This window comes from Paenibacillus sp. EKM301P, assembly GCF_011800295.1.
Lineage (GTDB): Bacteria > Bacillota > Bacilli > Paenibacillales > Paenibacillaceae > Paenibacillus > Paenibacillus polymyxa.
In genome coordinates this window covers 984,607-1,006,984 of the sequence record NZ_JAALFM010000001.1, presented here as the reverse complement: position 1 = coordinate 1,006,984, position 22,378 = coordinate 984,607, and the positions used below count along the sequence as shown (strand labels likewise).

Genomic DNA, 22,378 nt, shown 5'->3' with positions numbered 1-22,378 from the left:
TTAGGCAATTGTCATCTAGATCAATGGTACCAACCTAGCTGCTCCTCTATACTAATCCATTGATAGGATTATTTGTTAAGGGGGAGTTGGCGTGAGGATTTTTGAAATGCTGCTATTCTTTTCAAGTGCTTGTTTGTTGGCACTCCTGTTCATTACCAATCAACGTATCCGAAGATCAGCCTTGCTCCTGACAAGCGGAGCAAGCTCCATTTTTTTAGTGATACATTTGCTTGTCGAAGGATACAGGGTTCAGCTTTTATTTTTATACGGATTTACGCTCCTGATGCTTATGCTTTCGCTTATAAACGTTTTCATAACGCCGAAAGTCGTTCGGACTGCCTCGCGAATCCGTAGGGTGCTGGGCCGCCTTTTTATCGTGATTGGGCTAATCGCAACAGGGTGCTTCCTCTATGTGTTTCCCGTATTCAACTTTCCGGCTCCAACCGGCGAGTTGAAGGTAGGCACGCAAGTCTTTCATTTCATTGATCCAAGCCGGGAGGAGACATTTGGCAAAACTGAGACAGGCAAGAGGGAATTGATGGTTCAGGTCTGGTATCCGACTCAAGCTAGCACCGGCAAGTACGCTCCATTTATTTCCGATCCCGAGATTTTACGTTATATGGCTGAGAACTATGGGCTTCCCGGGTTTACGTTTCAACACCTGAAGTACGTATCCAGTCATGCTTATTCGGGAGCCAAAGTCTCTTCGGTACAGACTTCATACCCGCTGATCCTTGCGAATCCCGGCAACGGCTCGTCCAGGTTCCTCCACACGTCGCAAGCCGAAAATCTCGCGAGTCACGGATATATCGTGGCAGTGATCGACCACACCTACAATACATTTGCAACCGAGTTTCCGGACGGTCGAATCACGACCAGCACAACCAACGACTTATTCTCGCCCGACCATGATTACCGGACAGAAAGGGGAAATCGTGACAAGTTGGGAAAAGTTTTAACCGGCGATGTAGCGTTTACGCTGGACCAATTCGAGCTCATCCAATCGGGGCAGATTCCAAGTCATCTAAAAGGGAAGATTGATCTCGGTCATGTCGGGGTGTTCGGCCATTCCATCGGCGGAGCGACGGCCTATGACGCTTCTTACGATCCGCGAATCGCGGTTGGAATAGACTTTGATGGAGGGCTATATCGACTGCGTGACAGAGAGGGTCTGCGAAAGCCGTTTTTGTTTATCAACTCGGAAAGCTATTTCGAAAAATTAAAAATGGTGATGGATAACCGGGTCTACACGGATGCAGAGCTTAAGCGTATGGGATCAACAAGAGAGTGGGAGGATCAAGTAACGGAAGATAAAAAGTTGGAGCTTGAACGGATGCGCGAAACGGTCGACGAAGGGGGACAAGTCCTCTATATCGAAAATACGGAGCATTTGAATTTTACCGACGTACAGTTCATTTCTCCGATTTTTAAAATGCTGGGCATTACAGGACAGATTGCACCCGAAAGAGCGAATTCCGTTATCAATGCCTACATGCTGGATTTCTTTGATATGTATCTGAAAAATCAAGGCGGAATCTTAATGAAAGGACCGGATAGCCGCTTTCCAGAGGTGAAGTTCGTAACCTCGCTATTATAAATTACGGAACAGGCTGCCGATTTTGACATGCTCCCCTTCAAGTAGACAGGTTTAATAAATAAACCGCTACTTGAAGGGGAGTTTTCCTTTGTCTAAGAAGAACGAATACAATACGATTGAGAAACTAGCCATCATACACATAAAATTTTAAAAATATATTTTGACCTGCTTCAAAGAGTGACCAAAGAGGGGCGGCGTGCCCCTCTTACTTGCGTGATGTTGAGCATTTTTATTTATTTACAGAAAGTGTAGCATTTCATTTCATAATTTTTCATCACAAAAAGGCTTTTGTCTCATTCAATGAGCGTGCTATATTCGATAAAAGCTGAATTGTATTCCTGATTTCATGTTCCGTAGTATCTGGGTGAATTGCACAGATTCGGAGAACCGTTTTTCCATTAAGTTGTGTCGTAAGCACCGAAGCGTATCCATTGGTCACCATTTCTTGGGAAATCCTTTTATTGAGCGAATCTAACTCTTGCTCAGATAATCCAGTTGGTGCATATCGAAAATTAACAATCGCTAACTGTGCGGGGGATACAATTTCCCAATGATTATGTTTTTTGATTTCATCTTCAGCCCATTCTGCGAGTTGAACACCATGCTCTATGGCTTCACTGACAGCATTAGTTCCTAAAGCTTGCAGTGTCACCCATAGTTTCAAACTTCGAGCAGGCCGCGTTAATTCAGGGCCCAGATCCCAAAAATTAATATGTTCTTCATTAGTCTCAGCATCTTTCAAATATTCTGGATGTGTGCTGAAGCAGTCTCTGAGCTGTTGATTTTCTTTGGCTAAAACTACGCTACAGGAATAGGTCTGCATTAACCATTTATGTGCATCCCAGGTAATGCTATCTGAACGCGATATTCCGCTCAAAAGGGACTTATATTTCGAAGAAGCCAAAATTGACGCACCGTAAGCTCCATCCACGTGTAACCAAATATTATGTTTTTCACATAGGTCAGCAATTTCGTTTAGCGGGTCAATGCTTCCTGTATTGGTTGTGCCTGCCGTGGCAATGATGGCAAAAGGCTTCATGCCAGCTGCCTGATCATCCATTACTTTTTTTTCTAAGGCTGAAACATCCATACGAAAATTTGTATCACTTGGAATCTTTCTGATCTGATCACCACGGAATCCGAGAATGCGTAACCCTTTGGCGACCGATGAATGAGTTTGGTCTGAAACATAAGCAGTTCCAATGGCATATTCCTGCTCGAATAACTTTGCATTGCGTGCAGCTGCCAAAGCGGTCAAATTGGACAACGATCCGCCGGACAGAAATAAGCCTCCAGCCGTATCGGGATATCCTGCTTGGTCACACATCCACCGGATCACTTCCCCTTCTAAAAGGCTTGCGCTCGAACTCAGCATCCAGCTTCCGGCGTGGGTATTATAAGCACTGGTCATGATATCTCCTAACCACGAGTAAAGAGACATTGGACTAGGAACCAATGCGAAAAAGCGAGGGTGTTGCATGAACGTTTGATAAGAATAGACGTTTTTCCTCATTTCATTGACAACTTCTTTTATCGGTCTTCCTTTTTTGGGAAAACCAATTCCCCTTAAATGAGCTATGGTATCCTCATCTGCAGTGTTGATTACTTTTTGAGAGCGGATATTGTTATTTTCTGCCATGTATGAATGTATGAACTGCTCAATAATTTCACCTAATTGCTGATTTGGTTCTTGATTCATCATAAGCATCTCCATCTCCTTTGTTTAACTTCAACCAAAGTATAATATAACATCTGTTGTCATATTGTGATATTCACCGATTTCATCATTACGTTTATTTTTAGGCTCTTCGCTATTACGCAAAGTAATTCTCAAAGGCAAAGAGGGCTATTCAAAATCCCCGTTCAGTGCAAATGCTGGAAATGTGATGTTGGGAATGAGATAGTGCTCCAGCTCAAGGCTGGTAAGCAGCTACATAGTTGCTGTGTGCTTGGATGGTAACGACGAGTAATTTTACAAGGCAGCTAAGGAGGCGGGGAGCTTGTAATATAGGAGGGGAACCTTAGTTATCTGAAAATAATTAAAAAAGAGAATAAATGTATAGTCACTTGTAAGTAAAGTGCTCGAAACGCTTTGCCAAATGTTGCAGCTAGGCTACTTAAGATTTGAAAAATGACCCCAATTAGAGCTCCAAATTGTTTAGGATTTTTATATCCATTGATTCAACCGGGAGAAAAAATACTGGTGGCCCTTAAAGATGTGTTAGGAGCCACCAGTACAAACTAATTTACAATATTGTTACATAATATGAGCCAGCTATACTTTTACTATATATACACAACACCTTAACTTCGGTCGGGAATTATTGTCCAATTTGTTCTAAGATTTGTGTGTAAGCATTCCTATAATGATCGGGGTTAGGATCTTCTCCTATTATTTTGGGTACATCAAAGTCAGACAGCAGGAAATGGTGTTTGGGTTGAACTTCATGTCTTGCTAAGCAACTCTTGCAACAGGACAAGGGACAGCCGTCAATTGCAATGATGTCACGTCCCGATTTTGCTGTTCTGACAAGTGGTTTGACATCACCACCAACACCAGCTATGCAGGACATTTCAGCGACTTTTTCTCGATCCATTTGTATAGCGATCATGTTAGCGGTTTGTGCTGCGGAGGAACATCCAGAACAAGAATAGACAAGAGGTAAATCAGTTCTTTTCATCTTTGTACACTTCCTTGTTTTTTCTTTGTGATCCATCAGAGTATCTTTGGTTTTAGATAAAATAAATTTAAAATTGTTTGTATTTTAACTTAAATTTACAGTCTAAACCGTGATCGTGATCACGACAATATTTTTGTGAAATCTGTTATAGGGCTAATTGTGTGTGTATATAAATCAGCTAGATCTTTAGAAAAAAGCTTATCCCAACTCATAGATTGAAGTTGGAATAAGCTTTTGAAAGTTATGTCTTTTTTAGTATTTGGTTTGTTGTATTGTAGGATCTTGTTGTCACCTTGTACTCATAAGTTAGTTTTTGGGATTCTTATAGCACCAATCTGGGTCATACGGTAATAATTTTAATTTTTGTATGTCTTCCCAACTGTAAACCCAATCATAATCTGCAATCCAAAAATAATCATCAGGATTTAGCTTGAGGTATTCGTAAATAAAATTGAATATCAATTCTTGATTAACATAGATATCTTCAATATGACCGACTTGACACAGCAATAAATTTGTATCTAATCCTAAATCTTCGTGATAGTAAAAATCAATACTTGAACTATTAATACTATGAATATAAAAGATTAATGAAGATTCGTAGTTCTCCGCAAATGATCTATTATTAATATTCAGCGTTGTATATGAAAAATCCCCTTCATTTGAGTAATTTTTATTGTTGTAGAAATAGAGAGATGCATCCGAATGAAAGGCTGCAACTATAGTATCTGCTAACAGCTTCTCAGGAGAATATCTCTCTTTATTCGTTAAAATAACTGCCGAAGTCCCCATCTTTACTTTAATACCTCCTTGAGTTCATCTATAGAGTTTACAATAGTAACACCTTTAGATTTAATAACTTCCAATTTATTCAGATCGTTCTGATGTAAATTAGTCAACGGCTTGTCAATATATAAAATGACTTTCTTCTGGTTATGATTAAAATAACCGTCATGATTTACATTAACGTATTTATCAAACTGTTCAACATTTGTAATGGCTTTTAATGATTTCTTAACTTCAATAATTCATCCTTAGTTACTACGTCAAAATCGCCCGCCGGGTTACCATCTGCCCTTTGAATTTTCTGGGCAAATGCTGTTACTTCCTTATTTTCTCTAACAGCAGAAGCTACTTTTGCCTCAGTAGCTTTTCCGGGGTCTTTACTGTTTAAAAGATATCAATATCGCGATTAATATTTTTCGGATGTTGATCATCCCAAATTAACTCATTACCAGCCGAATTCGTATATTTCGTTTTATTTCCACTCTTGACTACACTACCAACATTTAGAAGCTTTTAGAGTATCCTCAGGAGGCTTGCTCTTGCTCGAATTCGGTAGTTTAGGTGACTCCTTAGGTCTACTTGAATTTGCCCCATTATAAATCGCTGAATCATTGAACTCATCAATGGGTTTGTTTACACCTGGACCACCCTTTGGAGTGGGTTTTGCAGGCGGATTTTCTGCAATAGGTGGCTGGCTGGACTTAGCAGGAGAACTTCCTGCACTCCCCATACCTATATGAGCTGTTACAATCCCATAAGTCGTGTCTTCGACTAAACCGCTTAGGCCTGTCCTCTCCATGTAATCTCCAGATTTTGTCCAACTCAATAGCATTTGTAGAGTCCACACCCATCGCTACTAAACCATCTTCGATGGCATTGAGAGTTCCTTCATCCCATAACTGCGTTCGTTTTGCGTTGACGATACGCTGTATGGTGGCCAATTTATTAGAATCTTTAATATCATACAGTGATAGTTTGCGCTTCTTTGTAATTTCAGTGCACAGTGCTTGCTCTGCTTGTTTTAGCTTGTTTTCATCCTGCCACCAGTTGACTGTAAAATAATCATTTTTATTATGAATACCAAACGGCATTAAGGCCAAGAGGAAAGCAAAAAAATAAGTCAATCATGGTAGTATCTGACCATAATCGACTCGTTCGACATAATTGAAAAACGTTATTTAAGATATTCTCATTTCACTTTTAACATGTAATAAACAGAAAAAAGTTACCTTCTATACCCGCTATTTTCAAAAAAATCTTCTTCTAAATAAGGATAATTCAGTAGCTCTAGATTTTCTTTAGTGATATACCTGGTTTGATATTCATCTAGATTATTATTGATAAATAAACGCCCTTTAATTCTTTTTAATAGTGGGTATGAGGAATCATCTTCAACAACCAAATCTTGATCGTTCAATCGCAATAGTTTTCCAATAACTTCGAGTAGCTTTAACCATCCAATGTCAAAAGTACGTGATATAAATTGAATACTAATAAGAACATTTGTATCTACGCCGTGATCTTCGAGATTCATTTCTTGAAAACGTTCTAAATAGTCATCCTCATCATCTAAATTAATGCTTATAGAAAAATAAGTACAACTAATACTAACCTGTCGAGCATCAGACCAATCTTTTACTTCCACTTCATAAAAATTTATTTCCATTACTAACACTTCACATATCATATTATAAAGCAACTTTCCCAAGGCTTCTCTAGACAAATTAGAGCCAATAGATAACCTAAAGTCCATTTTACTCAAACCTCCAGTACGCTCTAGTTACTTGACGATCTTCAATGATTAGCAATTCATCTAAATGTTTTAAATCCTTATGTGTTTGACTTTTTAAATTTTCAATAAGCTCGCGTCTTTTTTCAATAGGATAATCATTTAAATTTAACACTATTCTTCTAGCTTGTTTTGTAGTTTTCTCTCTGAGTGTATCAAGAATGTTCCGTAGACTCGTAGTTGTATCAGGAGCGTAACAATCAAATACTTGTCTCTCTATTATGAAATCTGGACTTTTTTTAGGATCAATACCATAACCATTTCCATTATCAAGTTCGTCAAGCATTGTTGTACGATATCCTTGTTCTGTGAGTACATCTGCAGCTTCATTTTGTCTTTCTAAACCTCGGCTACCTTTACCTTTAGTTTCAGCATAATTTCCCTCCGGTTTCCCCCCTCTAGGTAATGAAGGCTTAGTACTGATAGCATTCGGTCTGATTTTTGGTGTATAAGGAATATAATTAGGACCATATAGGTTGTATTCAGAACTAGTTTTCCAGTCTACATTATTATCGCCATATCTTGAACGGAAATACTCATCCCATTCTGGTCCTGTTCTAGGTATCTTTGCAGAATTACCCATCCCCTCAATCTCTTTATTAGGCTTCAGGTTGGGAGGTTGGGGTGGCTCTGTTTTGATTTTAGGACCTGCATGAATAGGTTCTTTAACGGGCAATTTTAGTGTAGGTTTCGGCTTGGAAAATGAACCGGTTCCCTCAACAATCCCTACTAGACCAATAATGTTGGACCAATGTTCTGCTGACAAAGGATCTTTAGGTGTCAACGCTCCACGTATAGTCTCTGTTATTCCGAACGTAGCGAAATTGATAGCATCGCTACCAGAATTCCCCTGATTACGTGCACGCTCCATATAAGCCTGATAGATTCCCTTAGGAATACCGTACGACAAGTAATCCAAATATGCACCAACTGAATCGTAGCGTTTTTGGATCCTTTCCATATTAGCTTCATAAATTCCTGTTCCTATTTCAGTTAGGCTATCTGCCGACTTTGTAGTCACATATTGTGCTGTGTGTGCCTGTTCCATTGCTATTTGACTTTTTATCATCGCACTACTACCCGTATATTCCAGGTAACGATCCCACCAAGACTTAGGCTTCTCAACTTGTTGTTTAGGCTGTTGCTGTGCCATGCGGCTGTCGTAATCGGCTCTCCAGCGTTTTCTTACTTCTTCCGGAACCTGCTGATACGCATGAACCATGGCATTCGATTCTTTAAGCAGGTTCTGTACTAGTTCCAATGGGCCTCCGGAATGCGCTATATGACGGGCGCTCGTAAACACTTTCCCAAGAATCCATTTACTATAATAGGCTTGTTTAGCTTTCTCATGCTCGTGTAGACTAATCAACCCTTGCATAGCCAAACCAGCCAAGTGTTTCAACGGATGAATACCGTTCCCTTTAGCTCCTTCAACGGTAGGGGTTCCTTTGCTCCGAATAGGGATCGCTGCAGTTGCTCTCAGAATCATACCTCCCGCAGGTCCGCCTAAAGCTCCTGCAACAACGCCAGCCACTTTTCCCATCACTGGAATAGAACCCAATAGCTTGGACACCGTACCCATCAAGGCATTTGCCTGTTTAAGCTCTGCTGGAATGGTGATTTTTGCTTTAGGGGTAGAGGCTTGGCTGCTAGATGAATCCCTAGCTGCTGATGCAGCTTGCGCCGCCTCGTATGCTTTGATGCTCATGAGTGGTGGCTCAGGCACAGGAGGGAGGTCAGCTACGAAAACAGGAGCTTTCACCGTACCTTCCTGATAAATCACTGGAGCCTTGGTATCCGTCTCACCGTCCAGTACCATACTGCTGGCTCCGCCTTTTAGATACAGCGCCGTTCCAGCTTCGAGCGAAAGCTCCTGCCCAGCATCAAGCTTGACGTGACCACCCTGAATCTGCACATTCCCGGGACTGTCAATCGTAATGCCGCTACTTTCATGCAGTGTAATGGAAAATTCACCGGAGGTGGATAGGGTCAGCTTGTGCTCAGACATTTCGACGGAGCTACCTTGCACATGTTGCCATACCTTCACATTCGGCTGATCATTTATGTAGCGTTGTTGTCGCACTGAATCCGTGACATAGGCATCTTGTTCGCGGTGTGTAGGCAGATACAGTTCCACCTGTTCCCCAACCTCAGGCATATCGTACCAGCCACTATGTTCTTCAGCGACATAACGGGTGGCGACGGGAAACCAGCAGGCTTTGGCAGGATCTTGCTTCGGGTCAATATCCAGTTGCAGCTGTACAAAATCCTGTTGTACCTTCAGTACCGTTCCTGTCAGCGAAATTCCAGTAGCCTGATCGTTTTCATAACGGGCATAGCGGATATCTTGTTCGGCTTGAAGATCATAACGGGTGTACAGTAAGCCATCTGCTAAGGTTGTCACTGCTCGAACCACGACCAGTTCTTTGCCTTGTCCAATAGGTAACGTGATAAGGTCGCCTAGTGCATAGTATTGCAGGCTTTCGATCATATAGGTGACATACGAGCCAGCACGTTCTCCCGGCTTTTCCGCATCCAACTCATGAAACGTTTTCCGTACTCGATAAAATACATCCCGCTCCACCTTATGCTGCTTGCCTTCTGGCATACCGAAGAAAACCTTGGGCGAAGCTGCGGTTACCTCTGGCACAAGGACGGAACCAAAGCGAGAAGCAAGACGTTTTAAAAATGCCCAATCCGTCTCCTCATATTGTAAAACAAATGTCTCCAATTTGGCATGGTTGCTTATCGTATCAATGGCATCTCCGTACTGATATTTTCGAACCAGTGCTGTGACCAGATCATCATAGGTGCGGTGAATATCTTGATAGGAGCGTCTTTTACGTTTAATATCCATCTGGTACGAATGGGAAGCGGCCTCCAATTCAAACGTATACACGCCTCGTACGCAGTGTACGGACATACGTGTAACAATCCCATGGAACAGCCTTCTCAGCGATTGTCCCTGATCATTCAACTGACGAATCACAATCGGCTCTTGCTCCATATTTTGACCAATACAAGCCGCTCCCTGTTCTTCGGAGAGCATGCCACTGATATGTAAAAAGGCATGATCATTAATGGTACGTGTTATTTGAAGTTGTTCGATATGTTGTGGCTGAAAGGGACCATAAAAGCGTAGGCTTTCATATCCGATCCCATCTGATAATACGCTCAAGTGAGTTCATAACTCCTTTCTAGATGCGATGGGTATTTTCAAGTGAAGCACGTCATCTTGCATTTGCTTCTGAATTATCGAAGCCGCAGATGAGTACAACAGTGAGTCCATATAAATATGTATAACAAGGTTTGTACGCTAAAAAGGAACGAGAGGTGATATTTAATAAACAACCCAGCATATGTATTTATCGGTTAAAAGAGAGATTTAGTTTACAGAATGACCCATTGATTGGGGGATTTACTATGTTTATTTTTGGAAGCAGGTGATACGGGAGGGAAGTGTAACATGATTTAATATAGGAATATGGTAATACGCAAGTGCCGAGATCGGATACCATTTTTGAACGTAAGGATTTGGAGTTGAATAAAATAAGGTTATTCCCTTCTGTGACGTGCAATCAACTTGCTGTGGTTCAATTACTTTAATAAAACAGATGCAGGGAAGGTCAACATATACCAATGATGTATGTATTTGCGGGGAATAATGGAAGCGATAAAAGTACGATTGAGAACCTGGTTGTTGACCTGACTGGGAATTAGCGTAAATATTGATCCTAATGCCCTGCCCAGAGGAACCGAAGAGACTTTCTGAGATGGATATTGTGAACAGACCTGAATTCTCGGAATGGGAGGATAAGCATCATTACAAGCAAGCATTGGAGAATGAAGCTTTGTACTGGCAGGGCATGAAGGACGGAGCACAGTTTGTATATGTTGTATTAGAGATGATGCTTCATGATGAAAAAGAGAAAGAAGAATAGCCAATGGAGATTAGATGGTTATAGAGAACATTAAAAAAGATGCTGGGCACCTACCAATCTGGTCATACCCCTGTCAAGTAGACAGGGTATGACCAGGTTGGTAGGTGTTTTAATTTGTCTTACGTTATGAGGCACAGGCTCAGGCTTTTCAGTTCAATTCGTCTTGATTGACTATGCTTGCAACTTACCCGCACGAATATCATCTGTCATGCCCGCGTAAGGTGCCTGGGCAATCAACTTCTCGTTGTTCACACCTGCATTTTCAATAAAAGTAATATATGCGAATTCAGGAACTACATGCTTCGGATAAGTCTCATACTTTTCACGCGATTCTTCCATCAGAGGGATGAAATCATTTTGATAGCGTACTTTAATCTCTGGATGCTCATGCACCCATTTCGGAAAGAAAATAATACCATGCATGGTCAATGAAATGGCTGGATGGGTTCAGTATCGGAGAAGCTTCGCCGAAAGAATCATAAACTTTAAGTCGGTATAAGTCGATTAAATAATTAAGGGCTTATATATACACAAATTTCTATATTATAACATATCTAGCAGTGAACTTAAGCCCAGGCGTAGAAGCCGTATCTAAAAATAGAATTCATTCCAGGAGGTAAGCGATGAATAAGAGAACAGGCTTTAGATTTTTAGTTGTAATTATGATGATTTATGTATTTACTTTTAATCTGGGTGTGGAAACTGTAAAGGCAAATTCCGTATATTATGTTTCTACAACGGGGAATGACATCACTGGGACCGGTACACTATCAAATCCATGGAAAACCATACAAAAGGCAGCAGATACCATGAAAGCCGGAGATACCTGCATCATACGAGGTGGTACATACCGGGAAACAGTAACACTTCATACTTCCGGAACTTCTGCAAAACCCATAAACTTTGAGGCTTATACAGGAGAGAACGTAACGGTATCCGGTGCCGATCCGGTTACTGGCTGGAAAAATTACTCCGGATCCATCTATTATGCGGAAATGAGGGGTTCCCTTGGAACAAAAAATCAGATATTTGTTAATAAGCAAATGCAATTTGAAGCTAGATGGCCCAATTCATCAACACTTGATCCCTTAAATTCAACATATGCAACAGTTGATTCCGGTTCCACTACAACCATCAAGGATGGGGACTTAACTCAGCCACCTGGATACTGGGTTGGCAAAACGGTTTGGAGTGTTCCGGGAACAGGCTACAAATCTTATAAAAGTACCATTACCAGCTCAAGTGACGGCTCCATTACCTTTGATCAAATAGATACTTCAGCGACAGGCGGTAACAGCTATTATATTACTGGTAATCTTAAAGATCTTGACAGTGCGGGAGAATGGTATTATGACAGCATTACTGGCAGACTTTATTTATGGGCACCTGGTGGAGTTGATCCGAATACTTTGACAGTAGAAGCAAAGAAGCGGACTTATGCATTTGATTTAAGTTCCCGCTCTTACATAAATATTACCGGAATTAATATCTTTGCCTCCAGCATTAAAATGTCTAATTCTAATTACTGTACAGTTTCTAATATGATTGCGGAATATGTCAGTCATGATTCGGATGTTACCAGACAATACAGTACAGGGATATTTATGTCCGGTACCAATAATGAGCTTAGAGACAGTACTTTGACCTACAGTTCCGGTAATCTGGTGAGTATAGAGGGAACAGGAAATAAGGTAATTAATAATCTTATTCATGAAGCAAATTATTCGGCAGCGGATATTCCGGCAATCTATCTATTGGGGGCAAACCATCTAATCAGTCATAATACGGTATATAACGCTGGGCGTTATCTGATATTTATGCCTACCCAAAACAGCCAGATACAATATAATAATCTGTACAATGCAGGAAAGCTGACAAAAGACTGCGGAATACTCTATGAATTTGCCTGGGATGGGCAAGGGACGGTAATTCATCATAATTACATCCATGATAATCTGGCAAAGAATTATTCCGGCACTGGTATCTATCTGGATAACGGTAGCAAGGGCTATACTGTGCATCATAATGTTGTATGGGGAAACTATACAGGGATAAGATTGAATACACCCAGTAATTTTAACCTGATTTATAACAATACCACCTACAGTAACGGAAATGTAGGATATTGGGGAAGTAATTTTCAGTCAGATATGTACGGCGACAGAATTTTCAACAATATCTTTACTACAGCCTTTACACTGCCTGGTGCTCATATAGAGGGAAATAATATTACCTCAGAAACCAATCCGTTATTTGTGAATCCCACAGCATATGATTTCAGGTTGCAGTCTACTTCTCCAGCTATTAATGCAGGGGTTGTAATATCTGGAATCACGAATGATTATGTTGGTTCGGCACCGGATATTGGAGCATATGAGTTCGGTGGAACTGACTGGACTGCCGGGCATGATTTTTCTTCACCTCCGGACCCGGTTTTTGAGAGTGTCAGCTTACTTTATGTTAATAACGTAAGTCAATCTGATTTCGAGAAAGGGATAATCTCACCATGGGCGGCAACATATTCAGATACTGCTGCAAGTGTATCGGTACCAAGAAGCGGCTCTAAGAGTGTTAGATTGGGACCCGGAGAAGATGGTATCGAGCAGGTACTTACGGGGCTAAGTCCTAATACCAGCTATATGTGTACCGCCTGGGTTAAGGCAGACATAGGAGAGCGGATTCAGATTGGCGTTAATGGCTTTGAAGGAACGGATGCATCCGCAACATCTGACAGTACATCCTGGACAATGGTAAACATTCCTTTTACAACCGGAGAAGGCGCTACCAGGGCAACAGTGTATGCTTACAAGAATCCTGGTACAGCATATGTTTATGTGGATGATTTTGGGGTAGTTGAGCAATAAATTATTTTACTGGTTTTATGTTTGAGAGGATTGTCAGAAAGTCAGAAAAACCAAGACTGCCTTGGGGCAGATGGATCAGGAGGGACACTTTCAGTAGAAAATAAAAAAGAAAGACATAAGACTCTGATCTAAAAACGATAGATTTTCCGCCAAGGGGCGACCAGGCCTTAGGGTCATCATTTTTGTACACTCAAGGCACGTGGAGTGCGTGGTAGTATTATATCGAGATGAGATGAGTGGCTAGACCATAACATTACATGTTGACATTAAGAAATAATGCTTGATAGTTTAATGGGTAATAAATCAATTGCTCTTGAAGTCTTGTTGTAGGGTTTGAGGAACATTTAATGTCTGGTAAAAAAGTTTGGAACAGAGGGGAAACTCCCCACGCCTCTATACTGAAACCCGCTCATTGAGCGGGTTTTTGTTTTTAATCACTTTTATTGTAGACCAAATGTAGACATGAAATATTTAAGACATTGAGTTAAGTGAGAGCTTTTAGTTGTAGAATTCTGCTACGTTAGTACAACTGCTGTAATCCTTCGAGAAACCAATCTGGCCAATTGGCGTGGGATTTTGCCCTTCCGCGATTTAAGTGTGTATGTTAACTCTGATAGGAGGATGGAAAGTCATAGTTATTTATAGTGTTAAAAATGGAGATACGTTTTATAATTTCTTTATAGGCATAAGAAAAGCCATGGTGCAAGACATAATCTTATCAGTTAAACGATTTTATCCAGTAGATATTAAAACAAGCTTCCTTGGTCCTGGCAAAACTAAAAGGCTCAGTCCAACGGGATATTACTATTTTCGTTCATTCTTCGATTGTAATGTTCTTCCGGCAGCTAGTAAATACTGTAAAGGGTCATTTATTTTAAGATACGACAGACTTTGAGACACGTGACCTTCCTGATTAACTTTTAGACGTTTTCGATCCGGGATATCTACAGACGCGAAATCTGCATCCATTTCTACCGTTTGATTAAAGAAGCCAATGATGTGCAAATCTTCTTTCCCTTCACTAATCGTAGAGCCTGTCCCATTTAACCCACTCACCGTGATACTCCCTCTGGTTTCGCTTGCTGAGTTTTTCTCTTCCACAAGTTTGAAATTTTGAATACTCAGTGCAGAAGGATTGTCAACAATGGATCTTCCTCGATCCAGTTCTATTACTCTTTGAAAAATCTTGCTTTGGTCAAAAGCTGGATCTTTTACAATCACTTTGTTGTTCATGTACTCAAACGGGATATTCATACTTCTCAGCAATACCCCAAGCGGAATGACAAAGGCATCCTGAATCACTTCGGGCTGAGTGTCCATCTGTGCTGAAGTATCGTTCAGTTTATATGTTTTTGCTCCCTTTTGAAACACAATTTCGTTTGATCTCCACCTGATTTTTGCTTCCTGAAGTTTACCGTTGTAATTAACTTTTGCGCCAAGAAGCTCGGTAACGGAACGAAGCGGAACCATGAGACGTTTTTCTTCATTAACGTAGGGACCAATCGGTGTGCAGTACAAAACGTCATAATCATTCACTTTGAGCAAAGAGGTTCCATTGATATGAATAGAGTGATTAATCGGTGCTACATTAGCGTTAAAAGAAGAGGTTCCAAATATAGCACTCACAAAAACCACAAGAGATAATACGGCCGTTCTATAAAAATATTTTCGTTTCATTTTTCAACCCCCGTGAATTGAGATAGGTTGTGTTAGGTCGCATGTTTGCTTCGGAGCAGTGATAGTTTGTCCTTCTTTAGTTTTAAATAAATTTTCTCCAACTTGCTCTGCATTAGACCACTGCTCCAATAATTCGGACTTGTTTGCAAGAATCTCTCCATCATCTCGAATGTATACGACTTTAAAATTCCATGACAGTCAAACGCTTGCTGGAGCTTGTACCATCTATTCCTGATAAGTACCTCAAACGCGCTCTATTATAATGTATTCGCACTAAATTTATGAATAAGAATAGACCCTACATAATTGCGCAGGAATTGTCGGATGGATACATTCAACTACTGTTATTCTATTGATGAAGGAGGTCATATAGTGGATTTGCTTAAGAGCATGAATGAAGCGATAAGGTATATTGAAGAGAACCTGATTAACGAAATTGATTTTAAAGAGGTAGCAAGGTTGGCTTACTGCTCTGAATTTCATTTTAAAAGAATGTTTTCTTTTCTTGCAGGTGTTACGTTATCAGAATACATCCGCCGCAGACGCCTCACTCTTGCAGCATTCGAGCTTAAAGACAACAAACTAAAGGTTATTGATATCGCGATTAAATACGGGTACAATTCACCAGATTCTTTTACAAGAGCTTTTCAAAATTTACATGGATTAACGCCGTCTGAAGCCAGAATTAATGGCCGTTCACTTAAAGCATATCCACGAATGACCTTCCAGTTATCCATTAAAGGGGGAAGTGAAATGAACTATCGAATTGAAGAAAAAGGGGCATTTTGCATCGTTGGTATCAAGAAAAGAGTTCCCATTATTTTCAACGGAGTCAATCCAGAGATTGCTGCGATGTGGGAAAGTTTAGAGAGTGAAACGATCAATAATCTTAAAAGTATTTCTAATGTCGAGCCTATGGGGTTGCTTAGCGCATCCACAAACTTTTCTGAAGGTAGAATGGAGGAAAAAGGGGAGCTTGATCACTATATTGGCGTTGCAACAACAAAGGAGTGTCCAGATAACCTAACACAACTTGAAGTTGCAGCCTCAACATGGGCAGTATTTGAAGCAATCGGATCATTTCCTGATACTTTACAAGATGTGTGGGGGCGTATTTATTCCGAATGGTTTCCATCCTCAAACTATGAACAAATAGAAGGTCCGGAAATCCTGTGGAATGAGAGTAAAGATATAACCTCACCGACTTTCAAAAGTGAAATATGGATACCCATCTTGAAAAAGTAAAATAATGCGTGTGATCATGAGGTATTTCTTGAGCTGTTTCGGCAGCTCTTTTTACAATTGAGCTCATTTTGTGAAGAAGGTATTTCTTTTAAGGTACAGCCATTTGGCGTGAAAGAAAGGATAATTTATTTCACGAGACTAATGATTTGAATAGAAATAATATCTATTCATTTAGTTGTACTTTTAAAACTTTTAAGTTTGATATAATCCTTATCTTGGAATGTCAAAGAGTCTTATTTTATCTTGCACACTAAATTGTCATAATAATCTTATCTATTATTCTCCCATTGCTACGTATCTACGTACCACATCCGACATCATCCTTTGCTACACTTTCTTTAAAGGAGATGATAACTTGGATACCCAACCTAAGATACTAAAGAGCGTGGAACATACAAACTTATCTGAAAATACGGCTAAAGAATACGAAAGTTTGGTACAGCAAGAAGACGAACACATAGAGAGACTTAAAACATGCACAAAGCTCATTTGGGATGCGCTGGCTATTATTTCTCAAAAGGCAAGCGTACTTCACATGGAAACCGTCAAAGAAGCGGCTGATCATCTTCATATCATGGAACTGGATTTACGAAGAGAACTGTTTAAAGTTCGTTTGAAAAAAAGTATTTTGGCAAACAAAATGAAGCAAACCCAAGCATAGCAGCGGAGGAGACGGAATCGTTCTGAAGAAGCGGAGCGTTCGCCTTTGAACCCGGATTTTTACCGTTAAACTATAATCAAAAAAATCTGGGGGCAACAACGATCGGAAGAATGATCCGTCTACGTAGCGGCCTCATATGCACTTACTTGCTCAATCCACCCAGTAATCAAAACGCTCAAAAACCCGACATGACCCTTCTCGGTCTGATCGGGTTTTCTCATTTCAATCCCTCCCTCCCCCGCGCATAAATCTTCACTCCCCCCGCAATCACCCTACGCCCAGATAGTTACACCCACTCCCAACATCATGTATAGTAAAGTTATGGGAAATAAACATGAACCCGCATATGATCTTGATCGCTTAGACGTACAATATGTAACATGGCAAAAACGAGGAGGAACGTGATGATACATCCAACACAGATTCAGGATATGCTGCAAGCCGCGCTGGAGACAGGCGGAGACTTTGCAGAGGTGTTCGTCGAGGACCGCACCAATGGACAATTGGGTATGACTGGGGGCGTCGTGGATACGGCGCTGTCGGGCCGGGATTTCGGGATTGGCATTCGGATTATGAAGGAGCATTTCTCGGTGTATGCTTACACCAGCGATATGAGCGAACAGAGCCTGATCCGACTGGCCAAATCGGCTGCTAAGGCTATTCGTGGCGGTGGAGCGCCAGGTACACACACGATTACACTCCATCCCCATGCGATCCCTAACCAACATCCGATTGCGATCATTCCTGACGGTTCACAGAAACGCGCCAAGATCGACATGATGAGACGGGCGCATGAGGCGGCAAGCCAATACGATCCTTCCATCACGCAAACCTCTGTTGGGATTAGCAATTCAATCCAGAACGTCTTAATCGCCAATAGCAACGGGCTGCTGGTGGAGGATACCCGTACGTATACTCGCATGAGAATAAGCGCGATTGCGACTGATGGGGAGCATAGACAATCCGGGTTCCGTGGGCCGGGAGCGTATGCAGGGACTGAATTCCTGGAGAACCTGAATATCGAAGAAAATGCCAGACACGCCGCTCGCATTGCGTCCACGATGGTCAAAGCGGGATATGCGCCTAGTGGCAGACTGCCTGTCGTGATTGAGAATGGCTTTGGTGGCGTTCTTTTCCACGAGGCGTGTGGACACGGGCTGGAATCTACGGCGGTGGCGCATGGAACTTCCGTGTTTGCGAATAAGATCGGGCAGCAGGTGGCTTCACCGCTCGTTACAGCTATAGACGATGGAACGATTCCGAATGCGTGGGGCTCGCTCAATATCGATGATGAAGGTGCACCGACACAGCGCAACGTATTGATCGAGAACGGCATTTTAAAAGGATATCTGATCGACCGCATGGGCTCGCGCCAGATGGGTGTACCTGCGACGGGATCAGGACGAAGACAGTCCTATAAATTTGCGCCTGCATCCCGTATGAACAATACGTTCATTGCGAATGGCGAGTCTACCCGTGAAGAGATCATTGCCAATACGGAGTACGGGATCTATGCCAAATCGCTGGGCGGTGGTTCGGTGAACACCTCGACGAGCGAGTTTAATTTTGCAGTCGAAGAGGCGTACATGATTCGCAACGGTAAAATTGCCGAGCCGGTCAAAGGCGCAACGCTGATCGGCAAAGGCATTGAAACCCTGCAAAATATTGATAGGGTCGGCAACAATCTGGATCATGGTCAGGGGATGTGCGGCTCGGTTAGTGGAAGTCTTCCGGTCAACTGCGGACAGCCGACGATTCGTGTATCCGAAATGACCGTCGGCGGACGAAAGGGGGAATAGGCAATGAATATTCAGCAATTTCAGGAAGCGTTGTTCGCGAAAGGTCGGGAAATGGGCTACGCGGATATGGAAATCTACTATGTAAATGGACGTTCTACCTCGGTGAAGGTACTGAAGGGAGAAATTGACCAATATACCATCGTTGAAAATGGCGGACTTTCCTTCCGTGGCGTCATTAACGGAAAAATGGGCTATGCCTCTACGGAGAAGCTGGAACCAGATGTGATCGACTTTTTATTGGAAGAAGCACGTAGCAACGCGGATATATTGGAGAGCGAGGAGCAGGATGAGCTGTTTGTAGGCTCTGAGAGCTACCCTAAGCAGCCTGCTTATGCCTCAACGCTTGTCGACACAGCTCCTGAGATTCTGATCGAAGCGGCGCTGGAAATGGAGCGTACAGCGCTTGCCGCAGATCCACGAATCGTGATGGCTCGACATTGCTCGGTCAGCGTTCGTGAGAATGAGGTCCTGATTGTGAATACCAAAGGACTGCATTGTCATCGTCACAAAAGTCTGGCGACCGCTTATGTATATGTGATTGCAGCAGATCATGGCGAGACGGTTACCGGGGGCTGGCATGATTATTCGCTGCGGAGCGTGGAGGAGATCGATATTGCGGATGTGGCGCATAAAGCTGTAAAAGAGGCTGTTTCCAAGCTGGGTGCGCACACGATCCAATCGGATAACTATCCAGTCATTTTCCGTCATGATGCAGCCGCGCAATTGCTGGCTGCCTATACGTCGGTATTTTCTGCGGAGTCGGTGGATAAAGGCTTTTCACGCTTGGCTGGGAAGCTGGGGCAAAAGGTGGCAGGCGAACATATCACGCTGATCGATGATCCGCTAATGGAGAACGTTCCGGCAGGCAGCACGTTTGATGCGGAAGGCAGTGCGACACGCCGCAACGAGATCATCAAGGATGGCGAACTGCGGACGTATTTCCATAACCGCAAGACGGCCCGCAAGGCTGGGGTACAGAGTACCTCTCATGCTTCCAAAGGCAGCTATAACGGTAAAATCGGGGTGTCGTATCATAATCTGTACGTGGCTCCAGGCACGTCTACATTGGAGGACATGATTCGCAAGACGGATCGTGGGCTGATGATCGTCGAGCTGCAAGGGCTGCATGCAGGTACGAATACGGCGTCTGGTAACTTTTCGCTGGCTTGTTTGGGATACTGGATTGAGCAAGGGCAAGTGGTCAGAGCGGTCAATCAGATTACCGTATCAGGCAACTTCTTTGATGTACTACAGCAGGTAGAGGAAGTTGGCAACGATTTGCATTTTACAGGAAGCTGCACATCTCCTTCGCTCAAGCTGGCTGCACTTTCGATTTCAGGCTCCTAATGGCTGGAGCAGCCTTCTTTTTTCAGACTTACGACCTGTTCCTGACGTTCTGATTGTCTAGCAATGACAGATGCCTGATGCATCGGGGTATGGTAAAGTAGGAGAAAGTCTTTAAAATATGAAAAAAAGGCTTGGTTACAGCACCGCGACAGGGTATTATAGACAATAATATATTCGAAAAAAGGTTCGAATTGAATTTTTATTGGGGGATGTATATGAGATATATAAGCACTAGAGGTCGCGTAGAAGCCAAGGGATTTATTGATACTGTGCTCATGGGGTTAGCTGACGATGGAGGACTAATGGTGCCGGAGCAGATTCCGACCGTGTCGGCAGCTACGCTGGAGCAATGGGCGACATTGAGCTACAGAGAGCTGCTGCTGGAAGTTTTTGCGCTGTATATCAATGATGAGATTCCTCGCGAAGATTTGGAACAGCTGGTGGAGCGCAGTTATGTAAGCTTCCGTCATCCGGAAGTTACGCCAGTGAAGAAGATCAACGATTCCCTGTCTATTTTGGAGCTGTTCCATGGGCCTACGTTTGCGTTTAAGGATGTGGCGCTGCAATTTATGGGTGAATTTTATTCCTATGTGTCCAAAAAGCAGAATGAGATTATTCATATTTTGGGTGCAACCTCGGGCGATACGGGAGCAGCAGCGATTCAAGGCGTGCGTGGCAAGGAAGGCATCAAAATCTGTATTTTGCATCCGCATCAAAAAGTGAGCAAGGTACAAGAGCTACAAATGACGACAGTAGACGATGAGAACGTGCTGAATCTATCTGTAAAAGGGAACTTTGACGATTGTCAAAAAGTAATTAAGGACCTGTTTGCAGATTTGGACTTCAAAGCCAAACATCATCTGCGGGCGATTAATTCGATTAACTTTGTGCGTATTTTGGCGCAGACGGTATATTACTTCTATGCTTATTTCCGGGCGCAGGAGTCTGCGGGTACGAAGAAAATCAATGTCAGCGTGCCATCCGGCAACTTTGGCAATATCTTTTCCGGCTTTCTTGCGAAGAAAATGGGTCTACCCATCCATAAGCTGATCATTGCCACGAACGAAAATAATATTTTGGAGCGCTTCGTGAAGAAAGGCGAATACCAGCCGGGCGATTTCAAAAGCACATACAGTCCTTCCATGGACATTCAGGTGGCAAGTAATTTCGAAAGATACCTGTACTACTTCCTCGGAGAGGATGCAGCCAAGGTATCTGAATACATGAATAACCTCAAAACAGAGGGACGGATTGTGATCGGTGCAGAGGATTTGAAACGTGTCCAGCAGGATTTTGAAGCGCTGGGTGCTTCGAATGAGCAGTGTCTGGAGCTGATCAAAAAATATAAAGCTAAATACGATTATTTGCTCGATCCGCATACGGCTTGCGGTATTGCCGCGTATGAGGCGTATAATGGCGCAGACGAAGTCTGTGTGACCTTTGCGACAGCACATCCGGCCAAATTCGATGAGGCGATCCGTCTGGTGGACATTAAGCAAGAGTTCCCGGCGCAAATTGAACAATTGTTCTCCAAGCCGCAATACCAGCAGGTGATAGAGCATGACGAGGCCGAAATTGTGCGTCAGCTTGAAGCCTTTTATGTGTAACAGAATATTTCCGTAATGGTGAGTTGTTACATTCTTACGGATGGGAAAGAGGCTGCGCCCTGGGCGCTAGCCTCCTTTTTTATATCCATATTTTCCAGATATGATGTATGTTTTAGTTTCAATTTGTTCACATTATAATGCCACATAGAGTAAGGTGTTAGAGCCTTAGAAATCGTGAAAAAGCCCGTAAATCAAGGGATTTGGCTTTAGGAATATAACAGGCAGTGGTAGGTTCATAGAGTTATTTAATGAAGGATACAAAAATCTTTTATAGGGAAATTGGATGTATTTATATAAAAAATCATGTATAGTTAACTAAATTTTATGAATACATAAAGTTCCACTCTCGAAGGTGCAGAATAAAAGTCATTCCGTCATTTAACA

Annotated in this window: 15 protein-coding genes and 1 pseudogene; 8 read left to right on the top strand and 8 right to left on the bottom strand. The window is 42.3% G+C overall.

Annotation, left to right across the window (positions count from 1 at the left end; translation table 11 throughout):
- The first annotated feature begins 91 nt into the window (after positions 1 to 91).
- Positions 92 to 1,597: an alpha/beta hydrolase family protein gene (locus HFD99_RS04535; RefSeq protein ID WP_167440812.1), complete on the top strand. Its 1,506-nt coding sequence runs from the start codon at positions 92 to 94 to the stop codon at positions 1,595 to 1,597.
- Between the two features lie 274 nt (positions 1,598 to 1,871).
- Here HFD99_RS04535 and HFD99_RS04530 read toward each other — a convergent pair whose 3' ends face one another.
- The 6 genes from HFD99_RS04530 to HFD99_RS04505 form a co-directional block, all read right to left on the bottom strand.
- Positions 1,872 to 3,299 carry a pyridoxal phosphate-dependent decarboxylase family protein gene (locus HFD99_RS04530; protein WP_031461986.1) on the bottom strand — a complete coding sequence of 476 codons (1,428 nt, stop codon included), beginning with the start codon at positions 3,297 to 3,299 and terminating at the stop codon, positions 1,872 to 1,874.
- A 619-nt stretch (positions 3,300 to 3,918) separates the two neighbouring features.
- Positions 3,919 to 4,278, bottom strand: a complete 360-nt coding sequence (locus HFD99_RS04525) for a putative zinc-binding protein (protein WP_013311396.1) — start codon at positions 4,276 to 4,278, stop codon at positions 3,919 to 3,921.
- Between the two features lie 306 nt (positions 4,279 to 4,584).
- Positions 4,585 to 5,070 (bottom strand): hypothetical protein, encoded by a 486-nt coding sequence (locus HFD99_RS04520; RefSeq protein WP_031461985.1) that lies wholly within the window; start codon positions 5,068 to 5,070, stop codon positions 4,585 to 4,587.
- Positions 5,071 to 5,765: 695 nt separating this feature from the next.
- Positions 5,766 to 6,188, bottom strand: a complete 423-nt coding sequence (locus HFD99_RS04515) for a hypothetical protein (protein ID WP_031461984.1) — start codon at positions 6,186 to 6,188, stop codon at positions 5,766 to 5,768.
- A 101-nt stretch (positions 6,189 to 6,289) separates the two neighbouring features.
- Positions 6,290 to 6,817 carry a hypothetical protein gene (locus tag HFD99_RS04510; RefSeq protein ID WP_031461983.1) on the bottom strand — a complete coding sequence of 176 codons (528 nt, stop codon included), beginning with the start codon at positions 6,815 to 6,817 and terminating at the stop codon, positions 6,290 to 6,292.
- A 1-nt stretch (position 6,818) separates the two neighbouring features.
- On the bottom strand, positions 6,819 to 10,031 hold the full coding sequence (locus HFD99_RS04505; RefSeq protein ID WP_167440811.1) for a CdiA C-terminal domain-containing protein: 3,213 nt from the start codon (positions 10,029 to 10,031) through the stop codon (positions 6,819 to 6,821).
- Between the two features lie 595 nt (positions 10,032 to 10,626).
- Here HFD99_RS04505 and HFD99_RS04500 point away from each other — a divergent pair.
- Positions 10,627 to 10,794 carry a hypothetical protein gene (locus HFD99_RS04500; RefSeq protein ID WP_017426816.1) on the top strand — a complete coding sequence of 56 codons (168 nt, stop codon included), beginning with the start codon at positions 10,627 to 10,629 and terminating at the stop codon, positions 10,792 to 10,794.
- A 171-nt stretch (positions 10,795 to 10,965) separates the two neighbouring features.
- Here the strand turns inward: HFD99_RS04500 and HFD99_RS04495 are convergent.
- Positions 10,966 to 11,217, bottom strand: a pseudogene (locus HFD99_RS04495) (phenolic acid decarboxylase); the annotation flags it as partial.
- Positions 11,218 to 11,417: 200 nt separating this feature from the next.
- Between HFD99_RS04495 and HFD99_RS04490 the strand changes: the two are divergent.
- Entirely contained in the window at positions 11,418 to 13,658 is a 2,241-nt protein-coding gene (locus HFD99_RS04490; protein WP_031461980.1) for a carbohydrate binding domain-containing protein, read from the top strand.
- Between the two features lie 804 nt (positions 13,659 to 14,462).
- On the opposite strand, the gene HFD99_RS04485 is transcribed toward HFD99_RS04490, so the two are convergent.
- Positions 14,463 to 15,335, bottom strand: coding sequence for a copper amine oxidase N-terminal domain-containing protein (locus HFD99_RS04485; RefSeq protein WP_123797497.1), 873 nt, complete (start codon positions 15,333 to 15,335; stop codon positions 14,463 to 14,465).
- A gap of 372 nt (positions 15,336 to 15,707) precedes the next feature.
- On the opposite strand from HFD99_RS04485, the gene HFD99_RS04480 reads away from it, so the two are divergent.
- The 5 genes from HFD99_RS04480 (at position 15,708) to thrC (ending at position 21,994) form a co-directional block, all read left to right on the top strand.
- Positions 15,708 to 16,580, top strand: a complete 873-nt coding sequence (locus tag HFD99_RS04480) for an AraC family transcriptional regulator (RefSeq protein WP_031461979.1) — start codon at positions 15,708 to 15,710, stop codon at positions 16,578 to 16,580.
- Positions 16,581 to 16,935: 355 nt separating this feature from the next.
- The gene (locus HFD99_RS04475; protein WP_029515560.1) at positions 16,936 to 17,241 is read left to right on the top strand and encodes a hypothetical protein; all 306 of its coding nucleotides are present in this window, start codon (positions 16,936 to 16,938) and stop codon (positions 17,239 to 17,241) included.
- Positions 17,242 to 17,645: 404 nt separating this feature from the next.
- Entirely contained in the window at positions 17,646 to 19,040 is a 1,395-nt protein-coding gene (locus HFD99_RS04470; RefSeq protein ID WP_123797496.1) for a TldD/PmbA family protein, read from the top strand.
- 3 nt (positions 19,041 to 19,043) lie between these two features.
- A complete protein-coding gene (locus HFD99_RS04465) occupies positions 19,044 to 20,387 on the top strand; it encodes a TldD/PmbA family protein (protein ID WP_123797495.1) in 1,344 nt (447 codons plus the stop codon).
- Positions 20,388 to 20,602: 215 nt separating this feature from the next.
- Positions 20,603 to 21,994, top strand: a complete 1,392-nt coding sequence (gene thrC / locus HFD99_RS04460; protein ID WP_123797494.1) for a threonine synthase — start codon at positions 20,603 to 20,605, stop codon at positions 21,992 to 21,994.
- Positions 21,995 to 22,378 lie beyond the last annotated feature (384 nt).

Coding starts and splice junctions, on each gene's coding strand:
- thrC (WP_123797494.1), top strand. CDS start 20,603: ATGAGATATATAAGCACTAGAGGTCGCGTAGAAGCCAAGGGATTTATT.
- HFD99_RS04510 (WP_031461983.1), bottom strand. CDS start 6,817: ATGGACTTTAGGTTATCTATTGGCTCTAATTTGTCTAGAGAAGCCTTG.
- HFD99_RS04465 (WP_123797495.1), top strand. CDS start 19,044: ATGAATATTCAGCAATTTCAGGAAGCGTTGTTCGCGAAAGGTCGGGAA.
- HFD99_RS04520 (WP_031461985.1), bottom strand. CDS start 5,070: ATGGGGACTTCGGCAGTTATTTTAACGAATAAAGAGAGATATTCTCCT.
- HFD99_RS04470 (WP_123797496.1), top strand. CDS start 17,646: ATGATACATCCAACACAGATTCAGGATATGCTGCAAGCCGCGCTGGAG.
- HFD99_RS04500 (WP_017426816.1), top strand. CDS start 10,627: ATGGATATTGTGAACAGACCTGAATTCTCGGAATGGGAGGATAAGCAT.
- HFD99_RS04490 (WP_031461980.1), top strand. CDS start 11,418: ATGAATAAGAGAACAGGCTTTAGATTTTTAGTTGTAATTATGATGATT.
- HFD99_RS04530 (WP_031461986.1), bottom strand. CDS start 3,299: ATGATGAATCAAGAACCAAATCAGCAATTAGGTGAAATTATTGAGCAG.
- HFD99_RS04525 (WP_013311396.1), bottom strand. CDS start 4,278: ATGAAAAGAACTGATTTACCTCTTGTCTATTCTTGTTCTGGATGTTCC.
- HFD99_RS04485 (WP_123797497.1), bottom strand. CDS start 15,335: ATGAAACGAAAATATTTTTATAGAACGGCCGTATTATCTCTTGTGGTT.